General features: G+C 68.0%; 26 protein-coding genes and 2 tRNA genes. 20 read left to right on the top strand and 8 right to left on the bottom strand.

The annotated features are described in order from the left end of the window. Positions 1 to 47 precede the first annotated feature (47 nt). Complete coding sequence (locus PUN71_RS21440) at positions 48 to 1532, top strand: CoA-acylating methylmalonate-semialdehyde dehydrogenase (protein WP_277800028.1); 1485 nt, start codon at positions 48 to 50, stop codon at positions 1530 to 1532. A 63-nt stretch (positions 1533 to 1595) separates the two neighbouring features. Here PUN71_RS21440 and PUN71_RS21435 read toward each other — a convergent pair whose 3' ends face one another. Continuing rightward, positions 1596 to 2138, bottom strand: a complete 543-nt coding sequence (locus PUN71_RS21435) for a hypothetical protein (RefSeq protein WP_277800027.1) — start codon at positions 2136 to 2138, stop codon at positions 1596 to 1598. Positions 2139 to 2187: 49 nt separating this feature from the next. Beyond that, positions 2188 to 3057 carry an SGNH/GDSL hydrolase family protein gene (locus tag PUN71_RS21430; protein WP_277800026.1) on the bottom strand — a complete coding sequence of 290 codons (870 nt, stop codon included), beginning with the start codon at positions 3055 to 3057 and terminating at the stop codon, positions 2188 to 2190. Between the two features lie 77 nt (positions 3058 to 3134). Between PUN71_RS21430 and PUN71_RS21425 the strand changes: the two genes are divergently transcribed. After that, entirely contained in the window at positions 3135 to 3785 is a 651-nt protein-coding gene (locus tag PUN71_RS21425; protein ID WP_043452916.1) for an alpha/beta hydrolase, read from the top strand. 30 nt (positions 3786 to 3815) lie between these two features. On the opposite strand, the gene PUN71_RS21420 is transcribed toward PUN71_RS21425, so the two are convergent. Beyond that, on the bottom strand, positions 3816 to 4049 hold the full coding sequence (locus PUN71_RS21420) for an RNA-binding S4 domain-containing protein (protein WP_277800025.1): 234 nt from the start codon (positions 4047 to 4049) through the stop codon (positions 3816 to 3818). Positions 4050 to 4081: 32 nt separating this feature from the next. Between PUN71_RS21420 and PUN71_RS21415 the strand changes: the two genes are divergently transcribed. The 3 genes from PUN71_RS21415 (at position 4082) to PUN71_RS21405 (ending at position 7629) form a co-directional block, all read left to right on the top strand. Then, complete coding sequence (locus PUN71_RS21415; RefSeq protein ID WP_043452909.1) at positions 4082 to 5077, top strand: DMT family transporter; 996 nt, start codon at positions 4082 to 4084, stop codon at positions 5075 to 5077. Between the two features lie 129 nt (positions 5078 to 5206). Then, the gene (locus PUN71_RS21410) at positions 5207 to 6592 is read left to right on the top strand and encodes a glycine--tRNA ligase (RefSeq protein ID WP_043452907.1); all 1386 of its coding nucleotides are present in this window, start codon (positions 5207 to 5209) and stop codon (positions 6590 to 6592) included. 2 nt (positions 6593 to 6594) lie between these two features. Then, the gene (locus PUN71_RS21405; RefSeq protein WP_277800024.1) at positions 6595 to 7629 is read left to right on the top strand and encodes a GNAT family N-acetyltransferase; all 1035 of its coding nucleotides are present in this window, start codon (positions 6595 to 6597) and stop codon (positions 7627 to 7629) included. A gap of 66 nt (positions 7630 to 7695) precedes the next feature. Here PUN71_RS21405 and PUN71_RS21400 read toward each other — a convergent pair whose 3' ends face one another. Both PUN71_RS21400 and PUN71_RS21395 read right to left on the bottom strand, forming a co-directional pair. Then, positions 7696 to 8541: a lysophospholipid acyltransferase family protein gene (locus PUN71_RS21400; protein WP_277800023.1), complete on the bottom strand. Its 846-nt coding sequence runs from the start codon at positions 8539 to 8541 to the stop codon at positions 7696 to 7698. Positions 8542 to 8553: 12 nt separating this feature from the next. Continuing rightward, a complete protein-coding gene (locus PUN71_RS21395; protein WP_277800022.1) occupies positions 8554 to 9345 on the bottom strand; it encodes a serine aminopeptidase domain-containing protein in 792 nt (263 codons plus the stop codon). 141 nt (positions 9346 to 9486) lie between these two features. Between PUN71_RS21395 and PUN71_RS21390 the strand changes: the two genes are divergently transcribed. The 11 genes from PUN71_RS21390 (at position 9487) to PUN71_RS21340 (ending at position 19461) form a co-directional block, all read left to right on the top strand. After that, entirely contained in the window at positions 9487 to 10983 is a 1497-nt protein-coding gene (locus PUN71_RS21390; RefSeq protein WP_277800021.1) for a YibE/F family protein, read from the top strand. A gap of 48 nt (positions 10984 to 11031) precedes the next feature. Continuing rightward, on the top strand, positions 11032 to 12210 hold the full coding sequence (gene dusB, locus PUN71_RS21385) for a tRNA dihydrouridine synthase DusB (protein WP_043452895.1): 1179 nt from the start codon (positions 11032 to 11034) through the stop codon (positions 12208 to 12210). Continuing rightward, on the top strand, positions 12203 to 13522 hold the full coding sequence (locus tag PUN71_RS21380; protein WP_502861237.1) for a deoxyguanosinetriphosphate triphosphohydrolase: 1320 nt from the start codon (positions 12203 to 12205) through the stop codon (positions 13520 to 13522). Before dusB ends, PUN71_RS21380 begins: the two co-directional genes overlap by 8 nt. A gap of 114 nt (positions 13523 to 13636) precedes the next feature. Beyond that, positions 13637 to 13960 (top strand): hypothetical protein, encoded by a 324-nt coding sequence (locus PUN71_RS21375; RefSeq protein ID WP_277800020.1) that lies wholly within the window; start codon positions 13637 to 13639, stop codon positions 13958 to 13960. A gap of 1 nt (position 13961) precedes the next feature. Continuing rightward, positions 13962 to 15047 carry an FAD:protein FMN transferase gene (locus tag PUN71_RS21370; protein WP_277800019.1) on the top strand — a complete coding sequence of 362 codons (1086 nt, stop codon included), beginning with the start codon at positions 13962 to 13964 and terminating at the stop codon, positions 15045 to 15047. After that, positions 15040 to 15597 carry a ferric reductase-like transmembrane domain-containing protein gene (locus PUN71_RS21365; RefSeq protein ID WP_043452969.1) on the top strand — a complete coding sequence of 186 codons (558 nt, stop codon included), beginning with the start codon at positions 15040 to 15042 and terminating at the stop codon, positions 15595 to 15597. The genes PUN71_RS21370 and PUN71_RS21365 overlap by 8 nt, the downstream gene beginning before the upstream one ends. Next, the gene (locus PUN71_RS21360; protein ID WP_277800018.1) at positions 15594 to 16868 is read left to right on the top strand and encodes an NADH-ubiquinone oxidoreductase-F iron-sulfur binding region domain-containing protein; all 1275 of its coding nucleotides are present in this window, start codon (positions 15594 to 15596) and stop codon (positions 16866 to 16868) included. The genes PUN71_RS21365 and PUN71_RS21360 overlap by 4 nt, the downstream gene beginning before the upstream one ends. Further along, complete coding sequence (locus PUN71_RS21355) at positions 16865 to 17125, top strand: ferredoxin (RefSeq protein WP_043452891.1); 261 nt, start codon at positions 16865 to 16867, stop codon at positions 17123 to 17125. The genes PUN71_RS21360 and PUN71_RS21355 overlap by 4 nt, the downstream gene beginning before the upstream one ends. A 29-nt stretch (positions 17126 to 17154) precedes the next feature. Next, entirely contained in the window at positions 17155 to 19098 is a 1944-nt protein-coding gene (gene dnaG, locus PUN71_RS21350) for a DNA primase (protein ID WP_277800017.1), read from the top strand. A gap of 94 nt (positions 19099 to 19192) precedes the next feature. Further along, a tRNA-Asn gene (locus tag PUN71_RS21345) sits at positions 19193 to 19265 on the top strand. Between the two features lie 123 nt (positions 19266 to 19388). After that, positions 19389 to 19461, top strand: a tRNA-Asn gene (locus PUN71_RS21340). A gap of 86 nt (positions 19462 to 19547) precedes the next feature. On the opposite strand, the gene PUN71_RS21335 is transcribed toward PUN71_RS21340, so the two are convergent. The 3 genes from PUN71_RS21335 to PUN71_RS21325 all read right to left on the bottom strand — a co-directional run bounded on the left by PUN71_RS21335 (position 19548) and on the right by PUN71_RS21325 (position 21519). Continuing rightward, positions 19548 to 19955: a hypothetical protein gene (locus PUN71_RS21335; RefSeq protein ID WP_043452888.1), complete on the bottom strand. Its 408-nt coding sequence runs from the start codon at positions 19953 to 19955 to the stop codon at positions 19548 to 19550. Positions 19956 to 20032: 77 nt separating this feature from the next. Beyond that, a complete protein-coding gene (locus PUN71_RS21330) occupies positions 20033 to 20212 on the bottom strand; it encodes a hypothetical protein (RefSeq protein ID WP_277800016.1) in 180 nt (59 codons plus the stop codon). An 83-nt stretch (positions 20213 to 20295) separates the two neighbouring features. Next, positions 20296 to 21519 carry a multidrug effflux MFS transporter gene (locus PUN71_RS21325; protein WP_277800015.1) on the bottom strand — a complete coding sequence of 408 codons (1224 nt, stop codon included), beginning with the start codon at positions 21517 to 21519 and terminating at the stop codon, positions 20296 to 20298. Between the two features lie 180 nt (positions 21520 to 21699). Between PUN71_RS21325 and PUN71_RS21320 the strand changes: the two genes are divergently transcribed. The 4 genes from PUN71_RS21320 to PUN71_RS21305 form a co-directional block, all read left to right on the top strand. After that, the gene (locus PUN71_RS21320; RefSeq protein WP_277800014.1) at positions 21700 to 22551 is read left to right on the top strand and encodes a phage holin family protein; all 852 of its coding nucleotides are present in this window, start codon (positions 21700 to 21702) and stop codon (positions 22549 to 22551) included. A gap of 73 nt (positions 22552 to 22624) precedes the next feature. Next, the gene (locus PUN71_RS21315; protein ID WP_277800013.1) at positions 22625 to 23248 is read left to right on the top strand and encodes a CDP-alcohol phosphatidyltransferase family protein; all 624 of its coding nucleotides are present in this window, start codon (positions 22625 to 22627) and stop codon (positions 23246 to 23248) included. Beyond that, positions 23248 to 24156 carry a DMT family transporter gene (locus PUN71_RS21310; RefSeq protein WP_043452880.1) on the top strand — a complete coding sequence of 303 codons (909 nt, stop codon included), beginning with the start codon at positions 23248 to 23250 and terminating at the stop codon, positions 24154 to 24156. The genes PUN71_RS21315 and PUN71_RS21310 overlap by 1 nt, the downstream gene beginning before the upstream one ends. Positions 24157 to 24268: 112 nt before the next feature. After that, the coding region (locus PUN71_RS21305; RefSeq protein WP_277800012.1) for a glycosyltransferase at positions 24269 to 24906 on the top strand (638 nt) is incomplete at its 3' end.

Raw genomic sequence — 24906 nt, 5'->3', positions numbered from 1 at the left:
CGTCCGCCCAGCAGCCCGCGCAAGCCACCCCACGAAAAGAGACTCCCTTGGAAACCATCCCGCACTACATCAATGGCACCCGCGTCGGCGACGCCGACCGCTTCGGCCCCGTCTTCAACCCCGCCACCGGTGAACAGGAAAAACAGGTGGCACTGGCCTCGGCGGCGCGGACGGAGGAAGCCATCGCGGCAGCGCGCGCCGCGCTGCCGGCCTGGCGGGCCACCAGCCTGGCGAAACGGACCACCATCTTCTTCCGGGTCCGCGAGATCCTGACCCAGCGCAAGCCGGAGCTCGCCGCGATCCTCACCAGCGAACACGGCAAGGTCCTCTCCGATGCAGAAGGCGAAATTGCCCGCGGCCTGGAGAACATCGACTTCGCCACCGGCCTGTCCCACATGCTCAAGGGCGAGCGCTCGGAGCAGGTGGCCGGCGGCATCGACGTGCACTCGGTCCGCCAGCCGGTGGGCGTGGTTGCCTGCATCACCCCGTTCAACTTTCCGGCCATGGTGCCGCTGTGGATGATCGGCAGCGCCCTGGCGTGCGGCAACACCGTGCTCCTGAAGCCCAGCGAGAAGGACCCGTCAGCCGCGGTGTTCATCGCCGAAGCGTTCGCCGAAGCGGGCCTGCCGCCCGGTGTGCTGAACGTGGTCCAGGGGGACAAGGAAGCGGTGGACGTCCTGCTGGAGCACCCTGACGTGAAAGCGGTGAGCTTCGTCGGCTCGACGCCCATTGCCAAGACGATCTACCGTCGGGCGGCGGAGCACGGCAAGCGGGTGCAGGCCCTGGGCGGGGCCAAGAACCACATGGTGGTGCTTCCCGACGCCGACCTGGACATGGCTGCCGACGCCGCGGTCTCCGCGGCCTACGGTTCGGCGGGCGAACGCTGCATGGCCGTCAGCGTCCTGGTGGCCGTGGGCACCATCGCCGACGACCTGGTGAAGGCGATTTCCACCCGCATGGCCGACCTCACGATCGGTCCCGGAACCGACCCCGCTTCCCAGATGGGGCCGCTGATCACCGCCGAGCACCGGGACCGCGTGGCGTCCTACGTCGCCGGAGCAGAAGCCGAGGGGGCCACGGTGGTGGTGGACGGGCGCTCGCAGCAGTTCGACTCGAAGGGGTTCTTCCTGGGCGTCAGCCTGGTGGACCATGTCAAGCCGGGCATGAAGGTGTACGACGACGAGATCTTCGGCCCCGTCCTGTCCGTGGTCCGGGTCGATACCTACAGCGACGCCGTACAGCTGGTCAACGACAACGAATACGGCAACGGTACGGCCATCTTCACCCGCGACGGCGGGGCGGCGCGGCAGTTCGAGTTCGACGTGGAGGCAGGAATGGTGGGCGTCAACGTGCCCATTCCGGTCCCGGTGGGCACCTTTTCGTTCGGCGGCTGGAAGAACTCGCTGTTCGGGGACACGCACATGTACGGCCCGGACAGCATCCGCTTCTACACCCGCGGCAAGGTGGTGACCACCCGCTGGCCGGACCCGAGCACCTCGGTCATTGACCTGGGCTTCCCGCAAGTGGATTAAGCACAGGTGGATTAAGTACTGCAGGCCGGGGATTGTCCCCGGCCTGCCTGCCCAGCAAACCAGCTAGCCGTTCATGATGTCGCCGCGGCGCTTCATGTATTCCTCCATGGACAGTTCACCGTTGGTGTACTGCTGGTCCAGCTCCGCCAGCTTGCGTGCACGGTACCCCTGCGGCGCAGCCGGCGGCGGGGGAGTGGCAGGCCCGGAAGACTGACCGGGTGCCTGCTGCTGGAACGGCGGTTCCTGTGGAGCGCCGAACCGGGGATCCGGCATGGGCGGCTGCCCGTACTGTTGTCCGCCAAGAGGCTCCTGCCCGCCAAAAGGCTGCTGCCCGGCGCGGCGGAAGCCGCCGGAGAAGTAATCCTGCTGGGTGTAGCCGTCGCGGGGCTGGTTGCTCTGCGGCCCCGCCGAGCCGGGGAACTGCCCAAAGCCCGGGTACTGGCCAGAGCCCGGGTACTGGTTCGGCCCGGGGAACTCTCCCGGCCGCGGGAACTGGCCGGGAAGGCCCTGGTTCCGGTCCCGCCGGGCCATGGAGCGGCGGTATGCACGCATGGCCATGGGGACCACGAAGGACAGGATGATAATCCAGAAAAACAAGCTGCTCACGGTGCCGCGCCTCTCGTGTGTTGTCCTTCCAGACTAAACCCGGGCAGCCCTACCGGTGGCTGGGCTCCGACGTTCCCAACGGCCCCTCGCCGGATCCCAACGGAACACCGGGACCAAAGACGGGACCCGGCGTCGGCCGTTTTGCCGTGATGCCGTCGCCGGAGGACTGGTGGCGCAGCCGGCGCAGCACCCACGGCACAAAGTACTCGCGGGCCCACACCAGGTCCCCGCTCCTTGCCTCGCGCCACGTGCGGGGCGGCAGCGGCTTGGGCTGCAGCGGTTCCAGCGAATGCTCCACATTCAGCGCGTCCAGCACCATGGCCGCAATCGTGTGGTGGCCCAGCGGCGAGAAGTGCAGCCGGTCCTGGTCCCACATTTGGGGGTCGCTCAACTGCCGCAGGGACCACATGTCCGCGATCACGGCATCGTGCCGGGCAGCCACTGTGCGCAGGTTCTCGTTGTAGATGGCCACCTTGCTGCGGATCCTGCTGAGCACGGATGAACCGGTGTCCGGGCCGTTGAACAGGACCACAGTGGCGCCGCCCATGGACAGGATCTGGACCACCGAATCCAGCTTCTCTGCCAGGACATCGGGGTCGCCGCCGGGGCGGATGAGGTCGTTGCCCCCGGCGGACAGCGTGACCAGGTCCGGCTTCAGTTCCAGGGCCGGAGCCAGCTGCTGGTCCACGATCTGCTGCAGCAGCCGGCCGCGCACGGCGAGGTTGGCATAGGCGAAGTCCGGCTGGGTGCGGCCCAGCTCTTCGGCCACCCTGTCGGCCCAGCCGCGGTGGCCCCCGGGGCTCGACGGTTCGGGGTCCCCGATGCCCTCCGTGAAGGAATCGCCCAGCGCCACATACCGGGTCCACGGGTGGGTTCCGGAGCGTCCGGAGGTTGTCTCGATGGCACGTGCGTCAGTCACGGTCCTATCCTGCCTTCCGCCTCTCTGCCTACGCCAACGTAGGTTGTTACTTTCGGGTAACTGTAAGAATGGAAACCATGACTGACGCCGAAGTATTTCCTGCCCCTGTTGTCCTGTGGTCCCACCCGGAGGACCAGCGCACCGGCAAACCGCTGCTGGTGCTGCTGCACGGCTACGGCGCCAATGAGCAGGACCTGTTCAGCCTGGCCGATATGCTGCCCGGGGACTTCGCCGTCGCCTCCGTGCGGGCTCCCATCGCCATGGGTCCCGGCTTCACCTGGTTCCCCCTGACAGCCTCGATCGAATACTCGCTGGAACGGGTCAAGAAGGCCTCGGCCTACGTCCTGGAGTGGATCGACACGATCCGGGTGGGCCACCCCTCGGTGACGCTGCTGGGCTTCTCCATGGGAATGGCGATGGCCACCACGCTGCTGCGGCAGCGGCCCACGGACTTCGCCGCCGTCGTCGGACTGTCAGGCTTCGTGGTGGACGCCGACGGCGACCCCACCTTCAAGGACGACCAGCTGGACGGCACCGTTCCCATGTTCTGGGGCCGGGACCAGCAGGACCCCGTGATCACCCAGGACAAGATCGAGTTCACCATGGGCTGGGTGCGGAAGCACGTCAAGCTCACCAAGGTGCTCTACACGGGCATGTGGCACGGCATCAACCAGCAGGAGATCGGCCACGTGGGGGAGTTCCTCACCCACGAGGTCCTCAACAAGTAGGAGTACGACGGCGGGTGGCCGGCCCGGTGGCTAGTCCGCCTTTGGTGCCACCACGCGGACTGTCTGGCCGTTGACGCTGACAGTATCGCCGTTGTGCAGCTGCCGGCCCCGGCGGTCCTCGATCTCCCCGTTGACCTTGACCAGCCCGTTCTTGATGAGCTCCGCCGCCTCCACACCGTCCTCCACGAGATTGGAAAGCTTCAGCAGCTGGCCCAGCCGGATCATGCTGTCGCGGATGGGAACGTCGTCAATCGGGTTGCTCATACAGCAATGATGCCTGAACTAAGGTGGATTCAATGACCTCCCCTTCCCGCCTGCCGGTCCTCGCAGGCCTCCCCCTGGCGGTGGGCTCCGGCCTCGCCATTCCCGTCCAGGGCCGGATCAACGGGGCGCTGGGAGCCCGCCTCAACGACGGAATCGCCGCCGCGGCCGTGAGTTTCAGCACAGGCCTGCTGGTCATGATCCTGATTTCGCTGGTGCTCCCACGGGGCCGCGCCGGCCTGGCGGCCATCCTCCCGGCGGTCCGGAACCGCGCGTTTCCCCGCATCTACGTGGTGGCCGGGGCGATCGGTGCGCTGTTCGTTTTCGCCCAGTCCTTTACGGTGGGCATCCTCGGCGTGGCCCTCTTTACCGTCGCCACCGTCACCGGCCAGACCGTAAGCGGCCTCCTGGTGGACCGGCTCGGGATCGGGCCGGCCGGGAAGAAATCCGTCACCGGCATCCGCATCATCGGCTGCATCCTGACCATCGCCGCCGTCGCCTGGGCAGTGTCACCGCGGTTCAGCGGAGCGGGCGCAGGCGGCGGCGGAGGGCCTTCAGCCTTGCTCATTCCGGTCCTCCTGCCGGTGGCGGCGGGGTTCCTCATGAGTTTCCAGCAGGCCATGAACGGTACCGCCACCGTCCATTACGGCACCCCGATCGCCGCCACGCTGGTCAACTTCGTGGCGGGCTGCCTGGTGCTGTGGACAGCGCTCGCCGTGAAGCTGGCGGTGGCTGGTCCCGCCAATCCGCTGCCGGGCGAGTGGTGGTATTACCTGGGCGGGCCCATGGGCTGCGTGTTCATTGGCCTGGGCGCACTCCTGGTCCGCAGCCTGGGGGTGCTGGTCACGGGCCTGGGCATGATCGCGGGGCAGCTGCTCGGTTCGCTGGCCCTGGACCTGGTGCTTCCCGCCCCGGGAACCATCGTGGCCCCGGCCACCGTGCTGGGCACCCTGCTCACGCTGGCCGCCATCATCCTGGCAACCCTGCCCTGGCCAAGGGGCGCGCTGCGCAGGCAGCGGCCGGTACGCTAGGACACGAGCTTTCCCCGTTCTTCCTTCATCCGCCCCGGGCCGCTGCCCGTTGTGCCCAGCACACAGCAGCCGGGGGCCTGACAACCCGCGGACCGCACCCAGCGGCCCTGTAGAAATTGGAGTTACCCCATGGCAGCAAAATCCGTCCTCGACCAGGTCATTTCCCTCTCCAAGCGGAGGGGCTTCGTGTTCCAGGCCGGTGAGATCTACGGAGGCTCGCGCTCTGCCTGGGACTACGGCCCCCTGGGCGCGGAGCTGAAGGAAAACATCAAGCGCCAGTGGTGGCAGTCCATGGTCCGCGGCCGCGAGGACGTGGTGGGCCTGGACTCCTCGGTGATCCTGCCCCGCCAGGTATGGGAAGCCTCCGGCCACGTGGAAGTCTTCTCCGACCCCCTGGTGGAGTGCCTGTCCTGCCACAAGCGCTACCGGGCCGACCACCTCGAGGAAGAATACGAGGAAAAGAAAGGCCGCCCCGCAGAGAACGGCCTGAAGGACATCGCTTGCGCCAACTGCGGCACCCGCGGCCAGTGGACCGAGCCGCAGGAGTTCTCCGGCCTGCTCAAGACCTACCTTGGCCCGGTGGCCAGCGAGGAAGGCCTGCACTACCTGCGCCCCGAAACGGCGCAGGGCATCTTCGTGAACTTCAACAACGTGCTCACCACATCCCGGAAGAAGCCGCCGTTCGGCATCGGCCAGATCGGCAAGTCCTTCCGCAACGAGATCACCCCCGGCAACTTCATCTTCCGCACCCGCGAATTCGAGCAGATGGAAATGGAGTTCTTCGTCGAGCCCGGCACGGACGAAGAGTGGCACAAGTACTGGATGAACGAGCGCATGGCCTGGTACACCGGCCTGGGCATCCGCGAGGAGAACCTGCGCTTCTACGAGCACCCCAAGGAAAAGCTCAGCCACTACTCCAAGGGCACCACGGACATCGAGTACCGCTTCGGCTTCCAGGGCTCCGAGTGGGGCGAGCTGGAAGGCATCGCCAACCGCACCGACTTCGACCTCTCCACCCACGCCAAGGCCTCCGGTACGGACCTGAGCTACTTCAACCAGGCCACCAACGAGCGCTACACCCCGTACGTCATCGAACCCGCGGCAGGGCTGACCCGTTCCTTCATGGCATTCCTGGTGGACGCCTACACCGAGGACGAGGCCCCCAACGCCAAGGGTGGCGTGGACGTGCGCACCGTCCTGAAGCTTGACCCGCGCCTGGCGCCGGTCAAGGCAGCCGTGCTCCCGTTGAGCCGCAACGAGGACCTGTCCCCGAAGGCCAAGGCCCTGGGCGCCCAGCTGCGGAAGAACTGGAACATCGACTTCGACGACGCCGGCGCGATCGGCCGCCGCTACCGCCGCCAGGACGAGATCGGCACCCCGTTCTGCATTACGGTCGACTTCGACACCCTCGAGGACCAGGCCGTGACCATCCGCGAGCGGGACACCATGAGCCAGGAGCGCGTCTCCCTGGACAAGGTGGAGGGCTACCTGGCGGCTCGGCTGATCGGGGCCTGAGCATGGCCATCGAATACCGCGAATGGCGCGACGGCGACGACCTTGCCCTCCTGGAGATCTGGGGCGACCCGGACACCGCCCAGGCCCGCCAGTTCCGCGGCGCCCTCGCCGTGTCCTCCAACGGACGGGACGGCACCCCGTGGCGCCGCTGCATTGTTGCCGAGGACGTTATTGATGGCGTCGGCATCCCCGTCGCTGCCGGCGTCGTCTATGAGGCGTCCCTGCACCCGGAACGCCTCTGGACCTATATCGAGGTGGCCAGGGACCACCGCCGCTCGGGAATCGGGGCCAGCCTGCTGACCATGCTGCGCCGTGAAGCGGAGAACGCGCCGTCGGGCGTGACAAAGCTCCGGGCCAAGGTGGAGCCGGGCACAGCTGGTGCCGCGTTCGCCGAAGCCTTCGGGCTGGCGCCCATCCAGCGGTCCCGCCTGGTGGTGGTGGAGCCCGGCGCCCTGCGGCTGCCGGTCTTCCCGGACAAGGACTACGGCGGACGGCCCGTCAGCGGTGAGAACGCCGGCTCCGACGTGGTCATGGACCTCGCCACCGGGTCCGTGGAACTGACCGATGTGGTGGGCCGGTATTACACCTCCATCCACGGCTGGGACTCACCCGGTGTGCTGTCCGTGGGCCAGGTGCAGAGGCTCTTCCTGGACGAGCTCACCGGGGCGCACGGCGCCATCGTGCTGCGCGCCCAGCCGGAGTCGGCCTTCGGGACGGGTGTGGCACCGGCAAAGAAGGGCCGCATCCGCGCGTTCGCCGTCAGCTACGCAGCCCCGGCCACGCCGGAAGACGGGCAGGAGCCCGCGGCGGCCTCGGCCGAAGCTCCCACGGACGTCTTCGTCGGGCACGAGCCCGCGCTGGATGCCGGCGACGCCGCCGAGGCGGTCCGGGACATCCTGGCCCTGATCGCGTACCAGCACCCGGTCATGCTGGAACTGGACGATTCCATGACCGCCCTGCGCGCCGCCGTCGAACCCCTCCTGGAGAGCGGGAAAGCGCGGCTGGCGGGCGCGGAAACGCTGGTGGTCTCGGACTAGCAGCAATTTTTCGTCGGAGTTAGCGCCAGGCGCCGTGTTGACCGCTCACAACGGCCCCTGGCGCTACTACTTGGGGCGCGGAAGCAGTTTGGGCTGGCGGGGACCACGACGGCGGCCGGCGGCTGCGTCCTCCGCGTCCAGCAGTTGCCGCTCGGCATCAGTCGGCGCGCTGCCGCCCAGGTGCGCCGGCATCCACCACGCCCCGGCTTCAGGCTGGAGCGGATAGTCCGCGATGCAGCGGTTGACGCCGGCCTGCAGGATGCTGCGCAGCAGCTCCGTGTCCGCCTCCGCATCCTGTCCGGGCGGCACCACTAAAGGTTCGCCCACATGGACCCGCACCGGTGCCCGCCAGCTGCGGCGGAGGGAAAAGCCATGGCCGCGGGTCATGATCCGGTGGGCGCCCCAGACGGATACCGGGATCACCGGCACACCGGCCTCCGCGGCCATCCGGACCGCGCCGGTCCTGCATTCACGCACCGTGAAGCTGCGGCTGACCCCTGCCTCGGGGAACACGGCCAGGTACTCGCCGGCCCGGAGCTTCGCCACTGCCGCGTCATAGGCATCGGCGCGGCCGGCATACCCCACCACCACGTGGCCGCTGGCGCTGATCGCGGGCCCGGCCAGCCAATGGTCCGCCGCGCCCTGGTGCACCAGGAAGCGCAACTGCGCGCGCGTGTGCCGCCACAGGAGCAGCTCCACCACCGCGAAGTCCACGTAGCCAAAGTGCGTGATGGCAAAAACCACGCCACTGCTGGGCGACACTTGCCGGAACGGGCCGTTCAGGGGACCCCTTGGGGGCAGGTGTTCCAGGCCCGTTGGCAGGATCTGGAGCCGCAGCGCCCACAGCAGGAACTGGCCCGTGCGCACGATCAGCCGGTAGAAGCGGTCGTTGGACCGGGGACGCCAGGGCATCGGAGCCGGCGCCTACAGGGTGACGTGGACGGCGGATTCCGGCAGCAGTTGCGTGAACGCCCGCGGCGGCCGGACCTTTGCCCCCGTGCTCTCGGCGAAGGACTTGATGACGAAGCCGGTGGCAAGGGTCTGCCAGACGCGGATCTTGCGGAGCATGAAGTGGCCGACGCCCTTGAGTGACACGTACTGCATGCTGGCCGCCTCCGCGGAGGCCCGGCGCGCGAACGCGAGGGACTGGGCGGGACTGGTCATGTGGTCCGTGCTGCCGTGGATGATCAGGACCTTCCGGCCGCTGACCCTGCCGGCCGGCGTTTCCGGGCCCAGCCAGGGGGCAAGCGCCACCACTGCCTCCACCTGCGGATGGTCCGCGGCGCACACCGCCGTCAGGCCGCCCATTGAGTGGCCCAGCAGGAAGACCGGGACGCCGGGGTGGCGTTCGGCGATCTGTGCCAGCGCCCACCGGGCGTCCTGCAGCGGCGACATCTCCGGGCCGTTCCAGCCGCGGACGCTGTTGCGCAGGGACCAGACGGCCAGCCCGTGCTTCCGGCCGGCCCGGTGCAGATGCCGGGCGAAGGGGATCATCCTGGCCGGGCTCAGGTGCCGGGCCTCCACCGGATCCCGGCTGTGGGCCTTGCCGCCGTGCAGGACCAGGACCACGCCTCTGGTATCGCCGGACGCTTCGAGGACGCTCAGGACTGGCTGGAAGGCGGGAACCGCGGGCCCCTGCCCGTCCTGCACCCCGCCGTTTGAGGCCCCGCGAATTCCTGCCGCACTGCCGGTTCCCCGCGTTCCACGGTTGTCCATGCCTGGTTCCTCCCCATCCCGATGGTCCATTTATAGACCCTATGGCGGCGCACGTAGAGTTCAACGTATGAGGTTGAACTGCTGATGGGCGCCGGCCACTCCCACGCTTCCGTAGATCATTCGGAGCCGACGCCCCAGGCGATGGCTGCCCGCAGCAAGGCGAACCGGATCCTGGCTGCGGTGCTCATCCCGTTGGCGCTGCTGACCCTGGCCGGCATGGCCGCGCTGTGGCCGTCGGGGAGCAAGGAAGGAATATCCCTCGCCAACCCGTACTCCACGGCCCCCGGGGTCACATTTGATACAGGAACCATCCAGAGCGTGGTAACCGAAAGCTGCACCCAGGGCACCAGCCAGCAGGGGACAGGCCAGCAGGGAACAGGCCAGCAGAACACGGGCCAGGAGGGAACAGGTTCGCAAAACCCGGGCCAGCAGGGCTCGAAGTGTACGTTCGCCTTCACCGAACCGGACAAGGGCGGCAGTCCGGTCAAGGTGGTCATCAACCCGGATGTCGCCTCATCGCACGGGGTCAAACCGGGTGACCAGATCCGTTACCTGAACCTCTCCAACGTCCAGGGCGCCACCGGATCCCAGGGTTCGCCGGCCTACATTTTCGTGGACTTCGTCCGGACCCTGCCAATCGTCCTCCTGGCCGCGCTGTACGCCGTGGTGGTCATCGCCGTCGCACGGTGGCGCGGACTCCGCGCCCTGATCGGGCTGGTGGGTGCCTACTTCGTGCTGGTGAGCTTCCTGCTGCCCGGCCTGGTGGAAGGCAAACCGCCGCTGCTGCTGGCGCTGGTGGGCTCCACGGTGATCATGATCGGGGTGCTCTACTTCGCCCACGGGTTCTCCGCACGCACATCAACGGCGCTGCTGGGCACGATTTTCGGCCTGGCCATCACGGCCCTCCTGGCGGCCTGGGCCACCGACGCCGCCAACCTCGCCGGCGTCGGCAGCCACGACGCCGCCACCCTGGTGAACACGTCGTCGAACATCTCAATTTCGGGCGTCATCCTGTGCGGGCTCATCATTTCCGGCCTGGGCGTCCTGAATGATGTCACCATCACCCAGTCTTCGGCCGTGTGGGAGCTTTACGAACTGGCACCGGCCAGCAGCGCCCGCAAGCTGTTCACGTCCGCCATGCGGATCGGCCGCGACCACATCGCCTCCACCGTCTACACCATCGCCTTCGCGTACGCCGGTGCCGCCCTGCCCATCCTGATCATCGTCATGCTCTACGACCGGCCGCTGATGGACACCCTCACCAGCGCCGAGCTCTCCGAGGAGGTCATCCGGACGCTGGTGGGTTCCATCGGACTGGTCCTGGCCATCCCGGTGACCACCCTGATCGCCGTCCTCGTCGTCAAGGCAACAGGGATCAAGGCCGGCGGAGCCCAGGTACCAACCGCCGGGCCGCGAAATGGAAAGCACGACGCCGGGCACAGCCACGCGGACGACGTTGCGGACACGGGGGCGCTCGCCGCCGCCGCACTTGCGGAAGGCAGCCGGCGCACCGCCACGGACGGCGCCGAGCCGCCGGCAACGGACGCGGCGGCAACGGACGCGCGTGCAACGGCAGGCGGGTCCCACGCCACGGACGAACCTGCCACCCGCCGCGGCCGGCGGGCCGCCGGCGGCTGAACAAAGCCCAGACGCCACCGATTTGCCCGGCTTTGCAACAATGGACAGGTGACTGTTGCAGCAACCCCTCCCGCCCCCAAGCTGGAACTCCCGCCCCTGAAGCTGGGACCCATCACCGTTGACACCCCGGTGATCCTTGCCCCGATGGCCGGGATCACCAACTCCGCCTTCCGCCGGCTCTGCCGCGAATACGGCGGCGGCATGTATGTGGCGGAGATGGTCACCTCCCGCGCGCTGGTGGAGCGGACGCCCGAATCCCTCCGCATCATCTCCCACGACGACGACGAAAAGGTCCGCTCCGTCCAGCTCTACGGCGTGGACCCCGTAACGGTGGGCGCCGCCGTACGGATGCTTGTTGAGGAAGACCGGGCCGACCATATCGATCTCAACTTCGGCTGCCCCGTCCCCAAGGTGACCCGCCGCGGCGGCGGTTCTGCCCTGCCCTGGAAGATCGACCTGTTCACCTCGATCGTGCAGACTGCCGTCAGGGAAGCGTCAAAGGGCAACATTCCGCTGACCATCAAGATGCGCAAGGGCATCGACGATGACCACCTGACGTACCTCGACGCCGGCCGGATTGCCCGCGATTCAGGCGTGGCCGCCGTCGCACTCCACGGCCGTACCGCCGCCCAGTTCTATTCCGGCAAGGCCGACTGGTCCGCCATCGCCCGCCTCCGCGAAGCCCTCCCCGACATTCCGGTGCTGGGCAACGGCGACATCTGGTCCGCCGAGGACGCCGTCCGCATGGTCCGCGAAACCGGCGTGGACGGCGTGGTGGTGGGCCGCGGCTGCCAGGGCCGGCCCTGGCTGTTCGGGGACCTGCAGGCCGCCTTCGAAGGCAGCGATGTCCGGCACCGGCCCAACCTGCGCCAGGTGGCCGAGGGCGTCTACCGCCATGCCGAGCTGATGGTGGAAACCTTCGGCGACGAAGGCAAGGCGCTGCGCGAAATCCGGAAACACATCGCCTGGTACTTCAAGGGCTATGTGGTGGGCGGGGAACTGCGCACCCGGCTGGCCCTGGTCACCAGCCTTGAGGTGCTCCGCGACACGCTGGCCGAACTGGACCTCGACTCGCCCTACCCGGGCGTGGATGCGGAGGGTCCCCGGGGCCGCGCCGGCTCGCCGAAGAGGCCTGCCCTGCCCAAGGACTGGCTGGACTCGCGAGCCCTGAACGAGGACCAGTCCCGGGATATCTCGGCGGCCGAACTGGACGTCTCCGGTGGCTGAAACACGCACCGCCGGGACCCCGGGGCCCGGAACCCCCACAGCTGGCCTGGCCCTGCCGGGCTACGACACGCACGACTCCGCCCGCTGGGTGGAGGAGCCGCCCAAGAGCACCTACCGCTCGGACTTCGAGCGGGACCGTGCCCGGGTGCTGCACTCGTCCGCCCTGCGCCGGCTGGGTGCCAAAACCCAGGTGGTGGCCCCGGACACCGACGACTTTGTCCGCACCCGCCTCACCCACAGCCTGGAAGTGGCCCAGGTGGGCCGCGAACTCGGCCGGGCCCTTGGCTGCGACCCGGATGTGGTGGACACGGCCTGCCTGAGCCACGACCTCGGCCACCCGCCCTTTGGCCACAACGGCGAATCGGCGCTGAATGAGGTGGCGCATGCGATCGGCGGGTTTGAGGGCAACGCCCAGACCCTGCGCCTGCTGACCCGTCTGGAACCCAAAGTGCTGGCAGCGGACGGCCGGCCCGCCGGACTGAACCTGACCCGTGCAAGCCTTGACGCGGCGTCGAAATACCCCTGGTCCGCACTGGAGGCGCCGGTGATCCACGGCCAGCGCACCAGCAAGTTCGGTGCCTACGAGGACGACCTCCCCATCTTCAACTGGATCCGCGAAGGCGCCCCGGAACGCCGGACTTGCCTGGAAGCCCAGGTGATGGACCTGGCGGACGACATCTCCTACTCCGTGCATGACGTGGAGGACGCCATCGTGGCCGGGCACTTCCAGCTCCGCTGGATGGACAACCCCGACCACCGCGCCCGGGTGGTGGGCTACGCCAAGCAGTGGTACCTGCCGCACAACGATCCTGCCGCCATCGATGCCGCCCTGGCCCGGCTGGAGGCGACGGAGGTTTGGGTCCGCGAGGCGGATGGCAGCCGCAAGTCGATGGCCGCCCTCAAGAACATGACCAGCCAGCTCATCGGCAGGTTCTGCCAGAGTGCCCTGGAAACCACCCGTGCCGTCTACGGGCCGGAAAACCTCACCCGCTACAACGCCGAACTCATGGTCCCCGACGAGACCGTGATGGAGATCGCGGTCATGAAGGGCCTGGCCACCACCTTCGTGATGACCACCGAGCACCGGCAGCCCATCTACGAGCGCCAGCGGGAGGTCCTCCACGCCCTGGTCACCGCCCTCAGCGCCACCGGCGACCGCCACCTGGAGCCGATGTTCGCTGCCGACTGGCGGGCGGCGGACGACGAAGGCGCGCGCCTTCGCGTCGTCATCGACCAGGTGGCGTCGCTTACCGACGGGTCGGCGCTGGCCATGTACGAACGCCTGGTGGGAAGCCTGCCCTCACTCTGGTGACCCCGTGAACGGCACTCCCCGGAAACCGGCCTGGTAACAGCTTCCTTAAAGCATCTACACAGGAATGAAGCGCACTATGGGAGGAAACACAGGCCGCTAGGAACGGATCGGGCCATGAGTACTCGCAGCAGGGGCAAACGCCTTGCCACCGGGATTACTGCGGCCGTGGGCGTGGGCAGCTTCGCTGCCGCCGGGGTCGCCGCAGCCGCGGTGTACGCTTCGACGCCGTCGGTGATCGCCAGGACTGCGTCCGGGACGGACAGCAGTACCCAAGGCACCGCGCCGACGTCCAGCCCTGCCCGTTCCGATGACGACGACCGGGGCACCCGCAAGGGCAGCAGCACCCGCCGGCCGAAGAGCAGCGGCAATTCCGGCAGCACAAGCCCGGTCCAGCCCGGTAACGGCGGCACCATCCACGGCAGGTCCTCAGGGTCCTGATATGGCGCGCTCCGATCCTGCCGGTTGCACCGGGGCTGCTGCGGTGGCCGCCGATGGCACGGCATGCTCCAGCTGGACGGTCTGGGAGCTGGAGGCATCAGTCACCGTCACTGATCCCCGCCTGCTTGGGCCGGCGGAAAGCATTGTCCGTTCGGTGGTGTCCGGCGTGGACCTTGCCTGCAGCCGGTTCCGGGATGACTCCGAGCTGATGCGGCTGCAGCCCAGGATGCCCCACGGCGTGCCCGTCAGCCCGATGTTCCGGCTGCTCCTGGAACGCGCCCTGGATGCCGCGGCACTGACCGGCGGCGACGTGGACCCCACCCTCGGCGCGGACCTTGCCGCCCTCGGCCACGGCCCTGGGCAGGAGGACGGCCACGCGGTAACACCTGGACACCCGGGAATCAGGAGCATCCCAGTACCGGCGACGCCCTCCACTCCGGTTGAACCGGCACCCCGGGCGCCGGGCTGGTCCCGCCTGCACCTTGACGCCAACACCTTGACCCTGCCCGCGGACCTCCGCCTGGACCTGGGCGCCTCGGCCAAGGCCGTGGCGGCGGACCTGGCAGCTGCCGAGGTGTACCGGCGGCTGGGCTGCGGGGTGCTGGTGGGCCTTGGCGGTGACATTGCCGGTGCAGGCCCGGGACCGCTGCCGGAGGGACACCGCGCTGGGGGAGACGCCGGGGGAGAACCAGGGCAGTGGCAGATCCTGGTGCAGGACCTTCCAAGCGACCCCGCCCAATACATCTCGCTGGCCCCCGGGTTCGCCCTTGCCACATCCAGTACCCAGAAGCGCCGCTGGGTGCACCACGGTACCCAGGTCCACCACATCCTCGACCCCCGCTTTGGCCTTCCCGCCGAAGCAGTCTGGCGGACGGTTACCGTGGCTGCCCCTGCCTGCCTGGACGCAAACGCCCTGAGCACCGCGGCCATTGTCCGGGGTTTCGCGGCCGTGGAGTGGTTCCAGGCAGAAGGCATCCCGGCCAGGCTTGTGGACAGCAGGGGACGGGTCACCAGCACCGGTGGCTGGCCCGCCGCAAATGCGGCACCTGTCGAAGCTGCGGGCACCGGGGGAGCACACCATGGATGAGGCGATGTGGGCCTTCGGCCGTGTCAGCGGGTTCATGTCCCTGGTACTGTTCACCGGCTCGGTGCTGCTGGGGATCCTCAACAGGTCCGGCCGGCCGCTGATGGTCCTGCCGCGGTTCTCCATCAGCCTCCTGCACCGGAACATCGCCCTGCTCGCCACGGTCTTCCTGGGACTGCACGTGGGATGCCTGCTCCTGGACTCCTATGCCAAGCTCCGGCCGGTGGACATCGTGGTGCCTTTCCTTGGCTCGTTCCAGCCGTTCTGGCAGGGGCTGGGCACAGTCGCCCTGGACCTGGTCCTGGCGGTGGTGGTGACAGGGCTGCTCCGGCACCGGATCGGGCAGCGCGCCTTTAAGGCCGTGCACTGGCTTAGTTACGGGATGTGGCCGGTGGCCATGGCACACGCCCTCGGCAACGGCACCGACGTCTCGACTGGCTGGTTCCTCCTGCTGGCGGCAGTATCTGCGGTGGCGGTCGCGGCCGCCCTGCTCTGGCGGCTGAGCCCGTCCTTCCTCGAAACATCCCACGCCAGGCAAGGAAACCTACCGTGAGCCGTGACACCGATCCGCAGGCGGCACGGATGGGGTCCCCAGCCAAGGCCATCCCGTCACACCACCAGGAACCGCGGCTCCTGGCCGCCGGTCCCGATGCAGGCTGGGCCCGGCACCTGGACACCTTCGGCCCCTGGGAACCACCAGCTGCTGCTGGAGGCCTGCTGGAGGCGCTGGCAGCTACCGGACTTACGGGACGGGGCGGCGCCGCGTTCGAAACCTGGCGCAAGGCATCGGCCACTGCCGGCGCCGGCAGGAAGGGCCTGCTTGCAGCCCGGCCGGTGGTGATCGCCAACGGCGCGGAAGGCGAACCCCTCAGCTTCAAGGACCGGACGCTCCTGGCCCACGCACCCCACCTGGTCATCGATGGGCTGCTTGCCCTGGCCGCCGCCCTGGGCGGTGCCGCCATGTACGTCTACGCACCCGCGGACAGCCTTCCCCGCGTGCGCCAGGCGCTCGCTGAGAGGCCGGGCACCGGCCGGGTGCGCGTGGTGGAAGCTCCCGGGACGTTCATTGCCGGTGAGTCGAGCGCCGTCGTCAACATGATCGCCCACGGCACGGCCGTCCCGGTGGACCAGCGCCGCCGCCTGAGCGAGTCGGGACTCAACGGCCGTCCCACCCTGGTGGTCAACGTCGAAACCCTCGCCCAGGTTGCCCTGATTGCCCGTTATGGTCCGCAATGGTTCCGCCAGGCCGGCACGGCGGCCGATCCCGGCACCCGGCTGGTATCCGTCTCCGGCCCCGCCCCCGTCCCGGACGTGGTCCTGGAGGTGCCCGGCGGCGCCGGGCTGTCCCCGGTCCTCCGCCAGGCGGGGATGGACCCTGCCGCCGTGTCAGCCGTCCTGGTGGGCGGCTACCACGGCCGGTGGGTGCGGCCCGGCGCGCATGTTCTCTCGCCCGCAGGACCCGCCGGCAGCACAGTCCGTCCCGGCGCGGGCGTGATCCACGCCCTGGACCTGCAGACCTGCGGCATCCAGGCCACCGCCCGGATCCTCAGCTACCTGGCCGCCGAATCCGCCCGGCAATGCGGACCCTGCATGTTTGGCCTGCCGGCGATGGCGTCAATCCTCAACAGAATTGCGGGAGGGGAACGCAATCCGCGCCTTGTCCCCGAACTCGACCGGCTGGGGCGCCTGGTATCCGGGCGTGGGGCGTGCCGCCACCCGGAGGGGACCGCCGGGCTGGTGGCCAGTGCCTTGGAGGTCTTCGCCGCAGACTTCCGCGCCCACCTGTCCGGCTACTGTGCCGGCCCGGGAGGTGTGGCGGCATGACCACGCACCTGCACATCGACTGGACCAGCTGCGACGGCCGGGGCCTGTGCGCTGAGCTGCTGCCCGGCATCCTGGACCGGGACGACTGGGGCTATCCCGTGGCCCGCGGAAAGACGGGCCATGACCGCACCGACGTGCCGCTGCGGGAGGCGGACCGGGAAGCCGCCCGGGAGGCCGTGCGCCTGTGTCCCAAGCTCGCCCTGGGCCTGGTCGAGCGGACCCCGCCGGAAGCGGAACGGCGCAGGCCTGGCCGGTGACGCCGTGCCGGTGACACTAAGATTGCTGTGTGGCTGGGCTGATTAAACGTGAAGATATAGACGAAGTACGCCAGCGCACGGACATCAAGGAAGTGGTGGACGGCTACGTCACGCTCAAGGGTGCCGGGCTGGGAACGTTCAAGGGCCTGTGCCCCTTCCACGACGAACGCTCGCCCTCCTTCACCGTCCGCCCCCAGGTGGGCCGCTACCACTGCTTCGGCTGCGGCGAGGACGGCGATGTCATCGCCTTCGTCCAGAAGCAGGACCACAGCTCCTTCCAGGAAGCCGTGGAAAAGCTGGCTGCCCGGATCGGCTATGAGCTCCGCTACGAGGACGGCGGAACGGGTCCCAACCGCGAGGAAGTGGGCCGGCGCCAGCGCCTGCTCGACGCGCACAAAATCGCCGACGAGTTCTTCCGCGCCCAGCTGCTCACCCCCGGCGCCGCGGAGGCACGGAATTTCCTGTTCGGCCGGGGCTTCGACAGGGCAGCCGCGGAGCATTTCGGCTGCGGCTACGCGCCGCAGGGGTGGGATGCCCTCCTGAAGCACCTTCGCGGCCGCGGGTTCACGGATGCGGAACTCAAGCTCACCGGCATGTTCAGTGAGGGCAACCGCGGGATCTACGACCGCTTCCGGGGACGCCTCATCTGGCCCATCAAGGACATCGCCGGGGACACCATCGGCTTCGGCGCCCGCAAGCTGTACGAGGACGACCAGGGCCCCAAGTACCTCAACACCCCGGAAACAACGCTCTACAAGAAGTCCCAGGTCCTGTACGGCATCGACCTCGCCAAGCGCAGCATCGCCAAAGAGCGCCAGCTGGTGGTGGTGGAGGGCTACACCGACGTGATGGCCTGCCACCTGGCAGGAATTACGACGGCGGTGGCAACCTGCGGCACGGCGTTCGGCACCGAACACATCAAGATCGCCCGCCGGCTGTTGTCCGACGACGGCACCGGGGGAGAGGTGGTGTTCACCTTCGACGGCGACGCCGCCGGCCAGAAGGCCGCGCTGCGGGCGTTCGAGGAGGACCAGCGCTTCACGGCACAGACGTACGTGGCCGTGGAACCGACCGGGGCCGATCCCTGCGACCTCCGCCTCAGCCGCGGGGATGAAGCGGTACATGCCCTGATCCAGTCCCGGCGGCCACTGTTCGAGTTCGCTATCCGCACCACCCTGAAGCAGTTCAACCTGGACACCGTCGAGGGGCGCGTCCAGGGCCTGAAGGCGTCCGTGCCGGTCGTGGCGGCCATCCGCGACGCGTCCACCCGGACCGGCTACTGCCAGGCCCTGACAGGGTGGCTGGGCATGCCGGACCCCAACGAGGTCCTGCGCATGGTCACCGCGGAAGTGAAGAACGCAGCGAAGCGCGGTGAACCGGGACGTCCCACCGCTCCGGGGCAGCAGCAGCCAGCCGGGTCTTCCCACCCTGCTTCTGCCCAGCCGGGCGGGCCCGGCGTCGCCGCCGCACCGTCGTCGGGCGCTGTCCCTTCCTTCCACCGGCCCGACCCCCGGGACCCCGTGGCCTCGATGGAGCGGCAGGCGCTGGAAGTGGCTTTGCAGCAGCCTGCCCTGTTGACCGGCGCGGTGTGGGACCGGTTCGAGGACGCCAGGTTCGCCACCCCCGCGTTCCAGGCCGTGCATGACGCCATGCGCGCTTCCGGCCCGGGGCTGGCGGGCGATCCGGTGCGCTGGGTGGAGCAGGTGATGCACGAGGTCCCCGAGCCGCTCCGGCCGTTGGTCTCGGAGCTGGCCGTGGTGCCGCTGCCTGCACATACCGAGGAAGCAGTGCTCAAGTACTGCCGGGACATTCTGTCCCGGCTGTTCGAGCTGCAGATCACCCGGGTGAAGGCGGACAAGATGGGCCAGCTGCAGCGGCTCGACGCCGCAGCAGACCCGGAAACCTACCAGCGGCTCAACCGGGAACTGATGATGCTGGAGATGGAACGCCGGGCATTGCGGGCAGAGGCTTGACCCGCTGCCGGCCGGGGCCTGAGGGTGGGGCAGATCACGGACCCGCCGATTTCGTTTCCGCCGCAGGTGTTTGCTAGGCTGATACCCGCTTCATTCCTCCTTAGCTCAATTGGCAGAGCATTCGACTGTTAATCGAAGGGTTGCTGGTTCAAGTCCAGCAGGAGGAGCTTCCAATCCCCGTTCCGGTCTCCGGAACGGGGATTTTTGTGTTACTGGCAGGGGTGTTTGGGCGCGGAAACAGCCGATTTCCCTTCGGCCGGAATCCTTTGCTAATGTCATACCTGCTTCATTCCTCCTTAGCTCAATTGGCAGAGCATTCGACTGTTAATCGAAGGGTTGCTGGTTCAAGTCCAGCAGGAGGAGCACTACAGGAAATCCCCGTTCCTCCGGTTGGAGGAACGGGGATTTCTCTATCTGCGGGGTGGGAAGCCGGAAGGGCGGGAGGTGTCCTAGACGAAGTCCATTTCCACCTGAAGGAACCGTTCGGCCTCGGCGATGGCTGCCTGGAAGGCTTCCTTTTCGGTGGGTGACTTCCGGGGCTCGCGTGGACTCCATTCGTGCGGCGCGGAATGGATCCGGACAAAGCCGGTGTCCGGCGGGGCGTAGAAGATTCCGAAGCGCTGCACGGGCCACTCCGGGGACGTCTCCGGTGCCACCAGCAGGGCGGCGTTGAACGCGGGATTGAACCACTGGGCAATGGGCCGCCGCCGGTCTTCCGTGAACAGCCCGGCCGCATACAGCGCCGCCGACTGCTGTCCCGCCTGCGCGCACAGCCGCTCCCACCACAGTGGCAGGATCCTGGCGTCGCACCGTTGCCATGTGGCCGGAAGTGGCGGTTGGTTCTGCCAGCTGGACACGGGATCATTTTATCGCGGGAGGGAGCCGGAGGGCAGGGACAACAGTGCCGGTCCGGGGATATCCGGCCGGCACCCGGTCAGCGGCGGTTTGGCGGCCCCGGGTTGATCCGGTACAGGATGGCGGCGCCCGCCAGGGACCCCAGGATAATGCCCCAGGCGGGGTTGCCCACGGCCCGGCCAGCAAAAAATCCGACGACGGCGCCAAGCACGGCGCCCAGGAAAAGTCCCCTTCCGTTGCGGTGCGGTCTGCGGCTCATGGGCGGCCTTTCGGTGTGGCGGGTGGATGGGTGGGTGAGTGGATCGCCGGGTCGGTTGATGGGTGGGTGAGTGAATCGCCGGGTCAGTGGATCGACGGAACCGTGCGTGGCCGGACTACCAGCCACAGGGCTGCAATCGCCAGCAGGATACAGGCCGCCTGCACCGCGCCCATCGGCGCTGCGCTGGTGATGCCGAGCCAGCCCACCACGGGCGAGATCAGCCCGGCCATGAGGAACGTGGCCGCCCCCAGCAGGGAGGCCGCGGTGCCTGCCTGGGCCGCATGGCTGGCCAGGGCCAGCACCTGCACGCAGGGGAACATGAAGCCGGTGCCCATGATGTAGAACCACAGCGGGACCATCACGCCCCAGAGCCCCAGCCCCGCCCTGTCAAAGACCACAATCAGCAACGCCATCAGGAACATCCAGGCCGTGGCGCCGGCCAGGATCCACTGCGGCGGGACGATCCTGATCAGCCGCGAACTGGTCTGGACGCCGGCCACGATCCCCAGCGAATTGATGCCGAACAGCAGCCCGTACTGCTGGGCCGAGAAGCCGAACACGTCCTGGAAGAGAAAGGGCGAGGCCGACAGGTAGGTGAAAAGGCCGCCGAAATTGAAGCCCGCCACCATGAGCAGGCCCACGAAAATCCGGTCGCTGAACAGCGCCTTGTAGCGCTGCCCGGCCGTCATGCCGCTCTTCCCGCGCTTTTCCGGCGGCAGGGTTTCGCGCACCAGGACCAGGGCCGCGACGATCACCAGGGTCCCGTAGGAGGCCAGGAACACGAAAATGCCGGGCCACGGCATGACCAGCAGCAGCTGCGAACCGATAACGGGGGCCAGGATGGGAGCGAGTCCGTTGACCAGCGACATCCGCGAGAACATCCGCACCATGGCGTAGCCGGAAAACAGGTCACGCACCATGGCCATGGCCACCACGCCCCCGCCTGCTGCGCCTACGCCCATCAGTACACGGAAGATCCCCAGCGTGGTGATGTCCACGGACAGGGCGGCGCCCAGGGATGCGGCGATGTGAAGTGCCGTGGCAAGGATCAGCGGGGTCCGGCGGCCGAACTTGTCGCTGAAGGGCCCCACCACCAGCTGGCCGAACGCAAAACCGACCGTGGTCCCGGCGAGGGTCAGCTGGACCTGGGCCTCCGTCACCCCAAGGCTTGCCTCCAGGGCAGGGAATGCCGGCAGGTACAGGTCGATGGTGAACGGACCGAGGGCCGTCAGTGCGCCCAGGAGGAGGATGTACAGGAGCTTCCGGCGCCGGCTCAGCAGGTCGCCCGGATTGGGGGGAGTGGTCACGGATTACAATCCTAGGCCGGGCCGCCGCTGTTTTTGCAGCGTTGTAGGCCGCGCCGTCCGGCAAGCCCCCAAGTCCGCCCAGAACCTCAATGGTAGTTTGGGTGGCGTGGACTGTGCGGCTGCACATTTCCGCAGCGAACGGAAGCAGTATGGACCCATGAAACCAGTAAGGCGGAACCGATGAGCGGACGTCACAGCGGGCGTACCAGCCCGGGATTGCGTATCAGTGCACTGCCCGGGACGGCAAGACTCCTCTTCCGGTTGGCGCCCCGCCAGCTCAACGACGAGATCGCCTTCGCCAAGATTGAACTCAAACGCAAGGGAATCCAGGTGGGGGTGGCTGCCGCCTTCTTCGCCGTCGCACTTCTGTTCCTGGCATTCCTGGTGGTTGGCCTGATCGTCGCAGCGATCATGGGCCTGGCCACCATCATGCCCGCATGGCTGGCGGCCCTCCTGGTCTCTGCGGCCTTCCTCATCATCGCCCTGATCGGCGGACTGGTTGGCATGGCGAGGTTCAAGAAAGCCATGCCGCTCATGCCCGAAGAAACCATCCGCGGCATCCGGCACGACATCGGCGTGGCCAGGGAAGGCTCCGCCTTCAACCCTGCAGTCCTGGATCCGGAAAGCCCCGAAGGCAAGGCAGCCAAGGCCCGAAAGGACGCTGAAGCAGCCAAGGCCAAGGCCGAGAAGCAAGCCAAGGCCGCCCAGCACGACCAGGAATTCCCGCATGCGTCCGAACCCGAACTGGTCCGCCGCCTGAGCCAGCGCCGCCACCATCTCGCCGAGGTCCGCGACGAACTCGGCACGGAGCTGGACGTCAAGACCCAGGCCCGCTACCTGCTGGCCGCGGCGCAGGTCAGGGTACGTGAAGGCCAGGTCGTGGCACGGCGCGGTGTGGACGCGGCAGGACAACGGCTCGCCGCCCTGACCGGGTCCACGGACCTGCCGCGGCGCTGGAAGCCGCTGGCAGCGTTCGTGGCGGCCGGAACCGTCCTGGTGGTCCTCCTCCGGAAGCTGTTCCGCTCCAGCTAGGACCCGGTCCGGCGGACCACATGACACAACCGAAACACTGCGCTGCGGCGCGGCAGGAAGGAGAGGGGGACGGGTGAAGTTCATTGGTGCAGGCGCCCGCCCCGGCCGTCCCCAGGTGGACCACGACGCCGTGTTCACCATCCCCAACCTGCTGACCGTGGTGCGGTTCATGGGGGTCCCGCTGTTCATGTGGCTGGTCCTTGCCCGGCACGAGTACGGCGCCGGGGTCATCGTCCTGGCCGTCATGGCCGGAACGGACTGGATCGACGGCTACATTGCCCGCCGGTTCGACCAGGCCTCCAAGCTCGGCAGGGTCCTTGACCCCATCGCCGACCGGCTGGCCCTGCTGGCAGTGGCCGCCACCCTGGTGATTGCCGGCGTCGTGCATTGGCTGTACCTGGCCGCGCTTGTGGTGCCGGACGCCGTCCTGTTGGTCCTGACGCTTTCCTTCTTCCGCGGCCACCCCGACCTGCCCGTCAGCGTTGTGGGCAAGGTCAGGACCGGGCTGCTCCTCCTTGGTACGCCGCTGCTGGTCCTCTCCCGCCTGGACACCGGCGCCTCGGCCCAGCTCTTCGCCGCCGCCTGGGTGGTGTTGGGCCTGGGCCTGGTTGGGCACTGGATCGCCGCCTACAACTACTTCTGGGCCATCCTGCGCAAAGGCAGGGAACAGAAACAGCACAACGGCGGGCAGGGCTGATGGTCTGGCTTGCCGTCGGCCTGGCGGTACTTGGCGCGTTCTGCCTTGCCCTGGGTGCCCAGCGCCAGGGCAGCGCCGTCAAAGCCGATACCGGCGGACTCGCCCTGAGCTCCAACGGTTTCCTGCGCCTGCTGCGCAATCCCCGGTGGATGTTCGGGCTCCTGCTGTTGTGCACCGGAATGGCAATGAACGCCGTGGCATTGGTGTCCGCCCCGCTGACGGTGGTCCAGCCGATCGGCGCCATCGCCCTGGTGATTACCACCGTGGTCAATGCCAGGGACCAGGACCTGACCATCAACCGTGCCACCGCCGTGTCCATCGCTGCATGCGTCACCGGTTCGGCGCTGTTCGTCCTCCTCGCCGTCAATGTGACCCAGGAGAGCCACCACGTCAGCCTGGAGGATGAACTGACCATCGTGCTGCTGCTCGCGTTGGCAGTGGGGCTGTTCGGCACCCTGGCCGTAACGTTCAGGCACCGGATGAATGCGTTTGTGTACATTCTCGGCGCCGGCATCCTGTTTGGTTTCGTCGCGGTCCTCACCCGGATCATCGGCAAGCACCTGCTGGACCCGAACGGACTCTTCCTGCTGAACGTGCAGTGGTACTCGGTGGTGGCCATCATCGCCGCCGGCGGGCTTGGATCCTGGTTCGTGCAGAGCGCCTACTCCACGGGACCGCCGGACCTGGTGATCGCCGGCCTCACGGTCATCGACCCCATGGTGGGCATCGCGATCGGGATCATCATCCTGGGCGAACTTCGCCCCGACGTCCAAGCCGTCATGGCGGTTGCGATGGGAACGGCTGCCTGCCTTGCTATCGTTGGGGTTATCGCACTTTCCCGGCACCACCCGGAGGTCACCAAGCGCAGGAAGGACGCGCGGAAGGCCGCCGGCAGGCCCACCCACTAACCGATTTCCGCACACCCAAGCAACCCCACGAGGCCGCAAACCAACCAAGCCGGCGGCCAACCGTGCTGTCAGTTCCACGCTGCCCGCACCGTGACCATCAGGAGTACTCCACATGACCACGCCAGCCGACCAGCGCCCCCTGACCATCCTCATCGCCGCCGATACCTATCCGCCGGACGTGAACGGCGCGGCCCAGTTCGGATACCGGCTGGCCAAGGGCATGACTGCCCGGGGCCACAACGTCCATGTCCTGGCTTCCCGCGACAGCAAGGGAAAGAGCTTCACCGAGTTCCGCGAGGAAGCAACCGTGCACCGGCTGCGGTCCCACCGGGCCTTCACCCACGAAACCTTCCGCATCTGCTTCCCCTGGGAAATCAAGAAGGAAATCAGCCTCCTCTTCGACCGGGTGAAGCCTGACGTCGTGCACATCCAGAGCCACTACATGATTGGCGAGCACGTACTCTACGAGGCGGTGAAGCGCGGGGTCCGGATTATCGCCACCAACCACTTCATGCCGGAGAACCTAAACCCCTTCCTGCCGTTCCCGCAGTGGTTCAAGGACATCATTGGCCGTGTCTCCTGGAAGGATATGGGCAAGGTCATGGGCCAGGCCGACGTCGTCACCACCCCCACCCCGCTTGCCGCCCGTGCCATGCACGAGCACGCCTTCCTGCGCAAGGTCCTGCCCCTGTCCAACGGCATCGACTCCGCCGCGTACGAACCCAAGCCCGGTGAGCACATCGAGCCCCA

The sequence above is a fragment of the Arthrobacter sp. NQ7 genome, from assembly GCF_029581595.2.
Taxonomy (GTDB): domain Bacteria; phylum Actinomycetota; class Actinomycetes; order Actinomycetales; family Micrococcaceae; genus Arthrobacter; species Arthrobacter phenanthrenivorans_B.
This window is presented reverse-complemented; position numbering and strand designations above follow the sequence as displayed.

What these genes read in the sequence shown, in the direction of transcription:
- PUN71_RS21425 (WP_043452916.1), top strand. Translation starts at nt 3,135, where the DNA reads ATGACTGACGCCGAAGTATTTCCTGCCCCTGTTGTCCTGTGGTCCCAC.
- PUN71_RS21420 (WP_277800025.1), bottom strand. Translation starts at nt 4,049, where the DNA reads ATGAGCAACCCGATTGACGACGTTCCCATCCGCGACAGCATGATCCGG.
- PUN71_RS21415 (WP_043452909.1), top strand. Translation starts at nt 4,082, where the DNA reads ATGACCTCCCCTTCCCGCCTGCCGGTCCTCGCAGGCCTCCCCCTGGCG.
- PUN71_RS21410 (WP_043452907.1), top strand. Translation starts at nt 5,207, where the DNA reads ATGGCAGCAAAATCCGTCCTCGACCAGGTCATTTCCCTCTCCAAGCGG.
- PUN71_RS21405 (WP_277800024.1), top strand. Translation starts at nt 6,595, where the DNA reads ATGGCCATCGAATACCGCGAATGGCGCGACGGCGACGACCTTGCCCTC.
- PUN71_RS21400 (WP_277800023.1), bottom strand. Translation starts at nt 8,541, where the DNA reads ATGCCCTGGCGTCCCCGGTCCAACGACCGCTTCTACCGGCTGATCGTG.
- PUN71_RS21395 (WP_277800022.1), bottom strand. Translation starts at nt 9,345, where the DNA reads ATGGACAACCGTGGAACGCGGGGAACCGGCAGTGCGGCAGGAATTCGC.
- PUN71_RS21390 (WP_277800021.1), top strand. Translation starts at nt 9,487, where the DNA reads ATGGCTGCCCGCAGCAAGGCGAACCGGATCCTGGCTGCGGTGCTCATC.
- PUN71_RS21375 (WP_277800020.1), top strand. Translation starts at nt 13,637, where the DNA reads ATGAGTACTCGCAGCAGGGGCAAACGCCTTGCCACCGGGATTACTGCG.
- PUN71_RS21370 (WP_277800019.1), top strand. Translation starts at nt 13,962, where the DNA reads ATGGCGCGCTCCGATCCTGCCGGTTGCACCGGGGCTGCTGCGGTGGCC.
- PUN71_RS21365 (WP_043452969.1), top strand. Translation starts at nt 15,040, where the DNA reads ATGGATGAGGCGATGTGGGCCTTCGGCCGTGTCAGCGGGTTCATGTCC.
- PUN71_RS21355 (WP_043452891.1), top strand. Translation starts at nt 16,865, where the DNA reads ATGACCACGCACCTGCACATCGACTGGACCAGCTGCGACGGCCGGGGC.
- PUN71_RS21330 (WP_277800016.1), bottom strand. Translation starts at nt 20,212, where the DNA reads ATGAGCCGCAGACCGCACCGCAACGGAAGGGGACTTTTCCTGGGCGCC.
- PUN71_RS21320 (WP_277800014.1), top strand. Translation starts at nt 21,700, where the DNA reads ATGAGCGGACGTCACAGCGGGCGTACCAGCCCGGGATTGCGTATCAGT.
- PUN71_RS21310 (WP_043452880.1), top strand. Translation starts at nt 23,248, where the DNA reads ATGGTCTGGCTTGCCGTCGGCCTGGCGGTACTTGGCGCGTTCTGCCTT.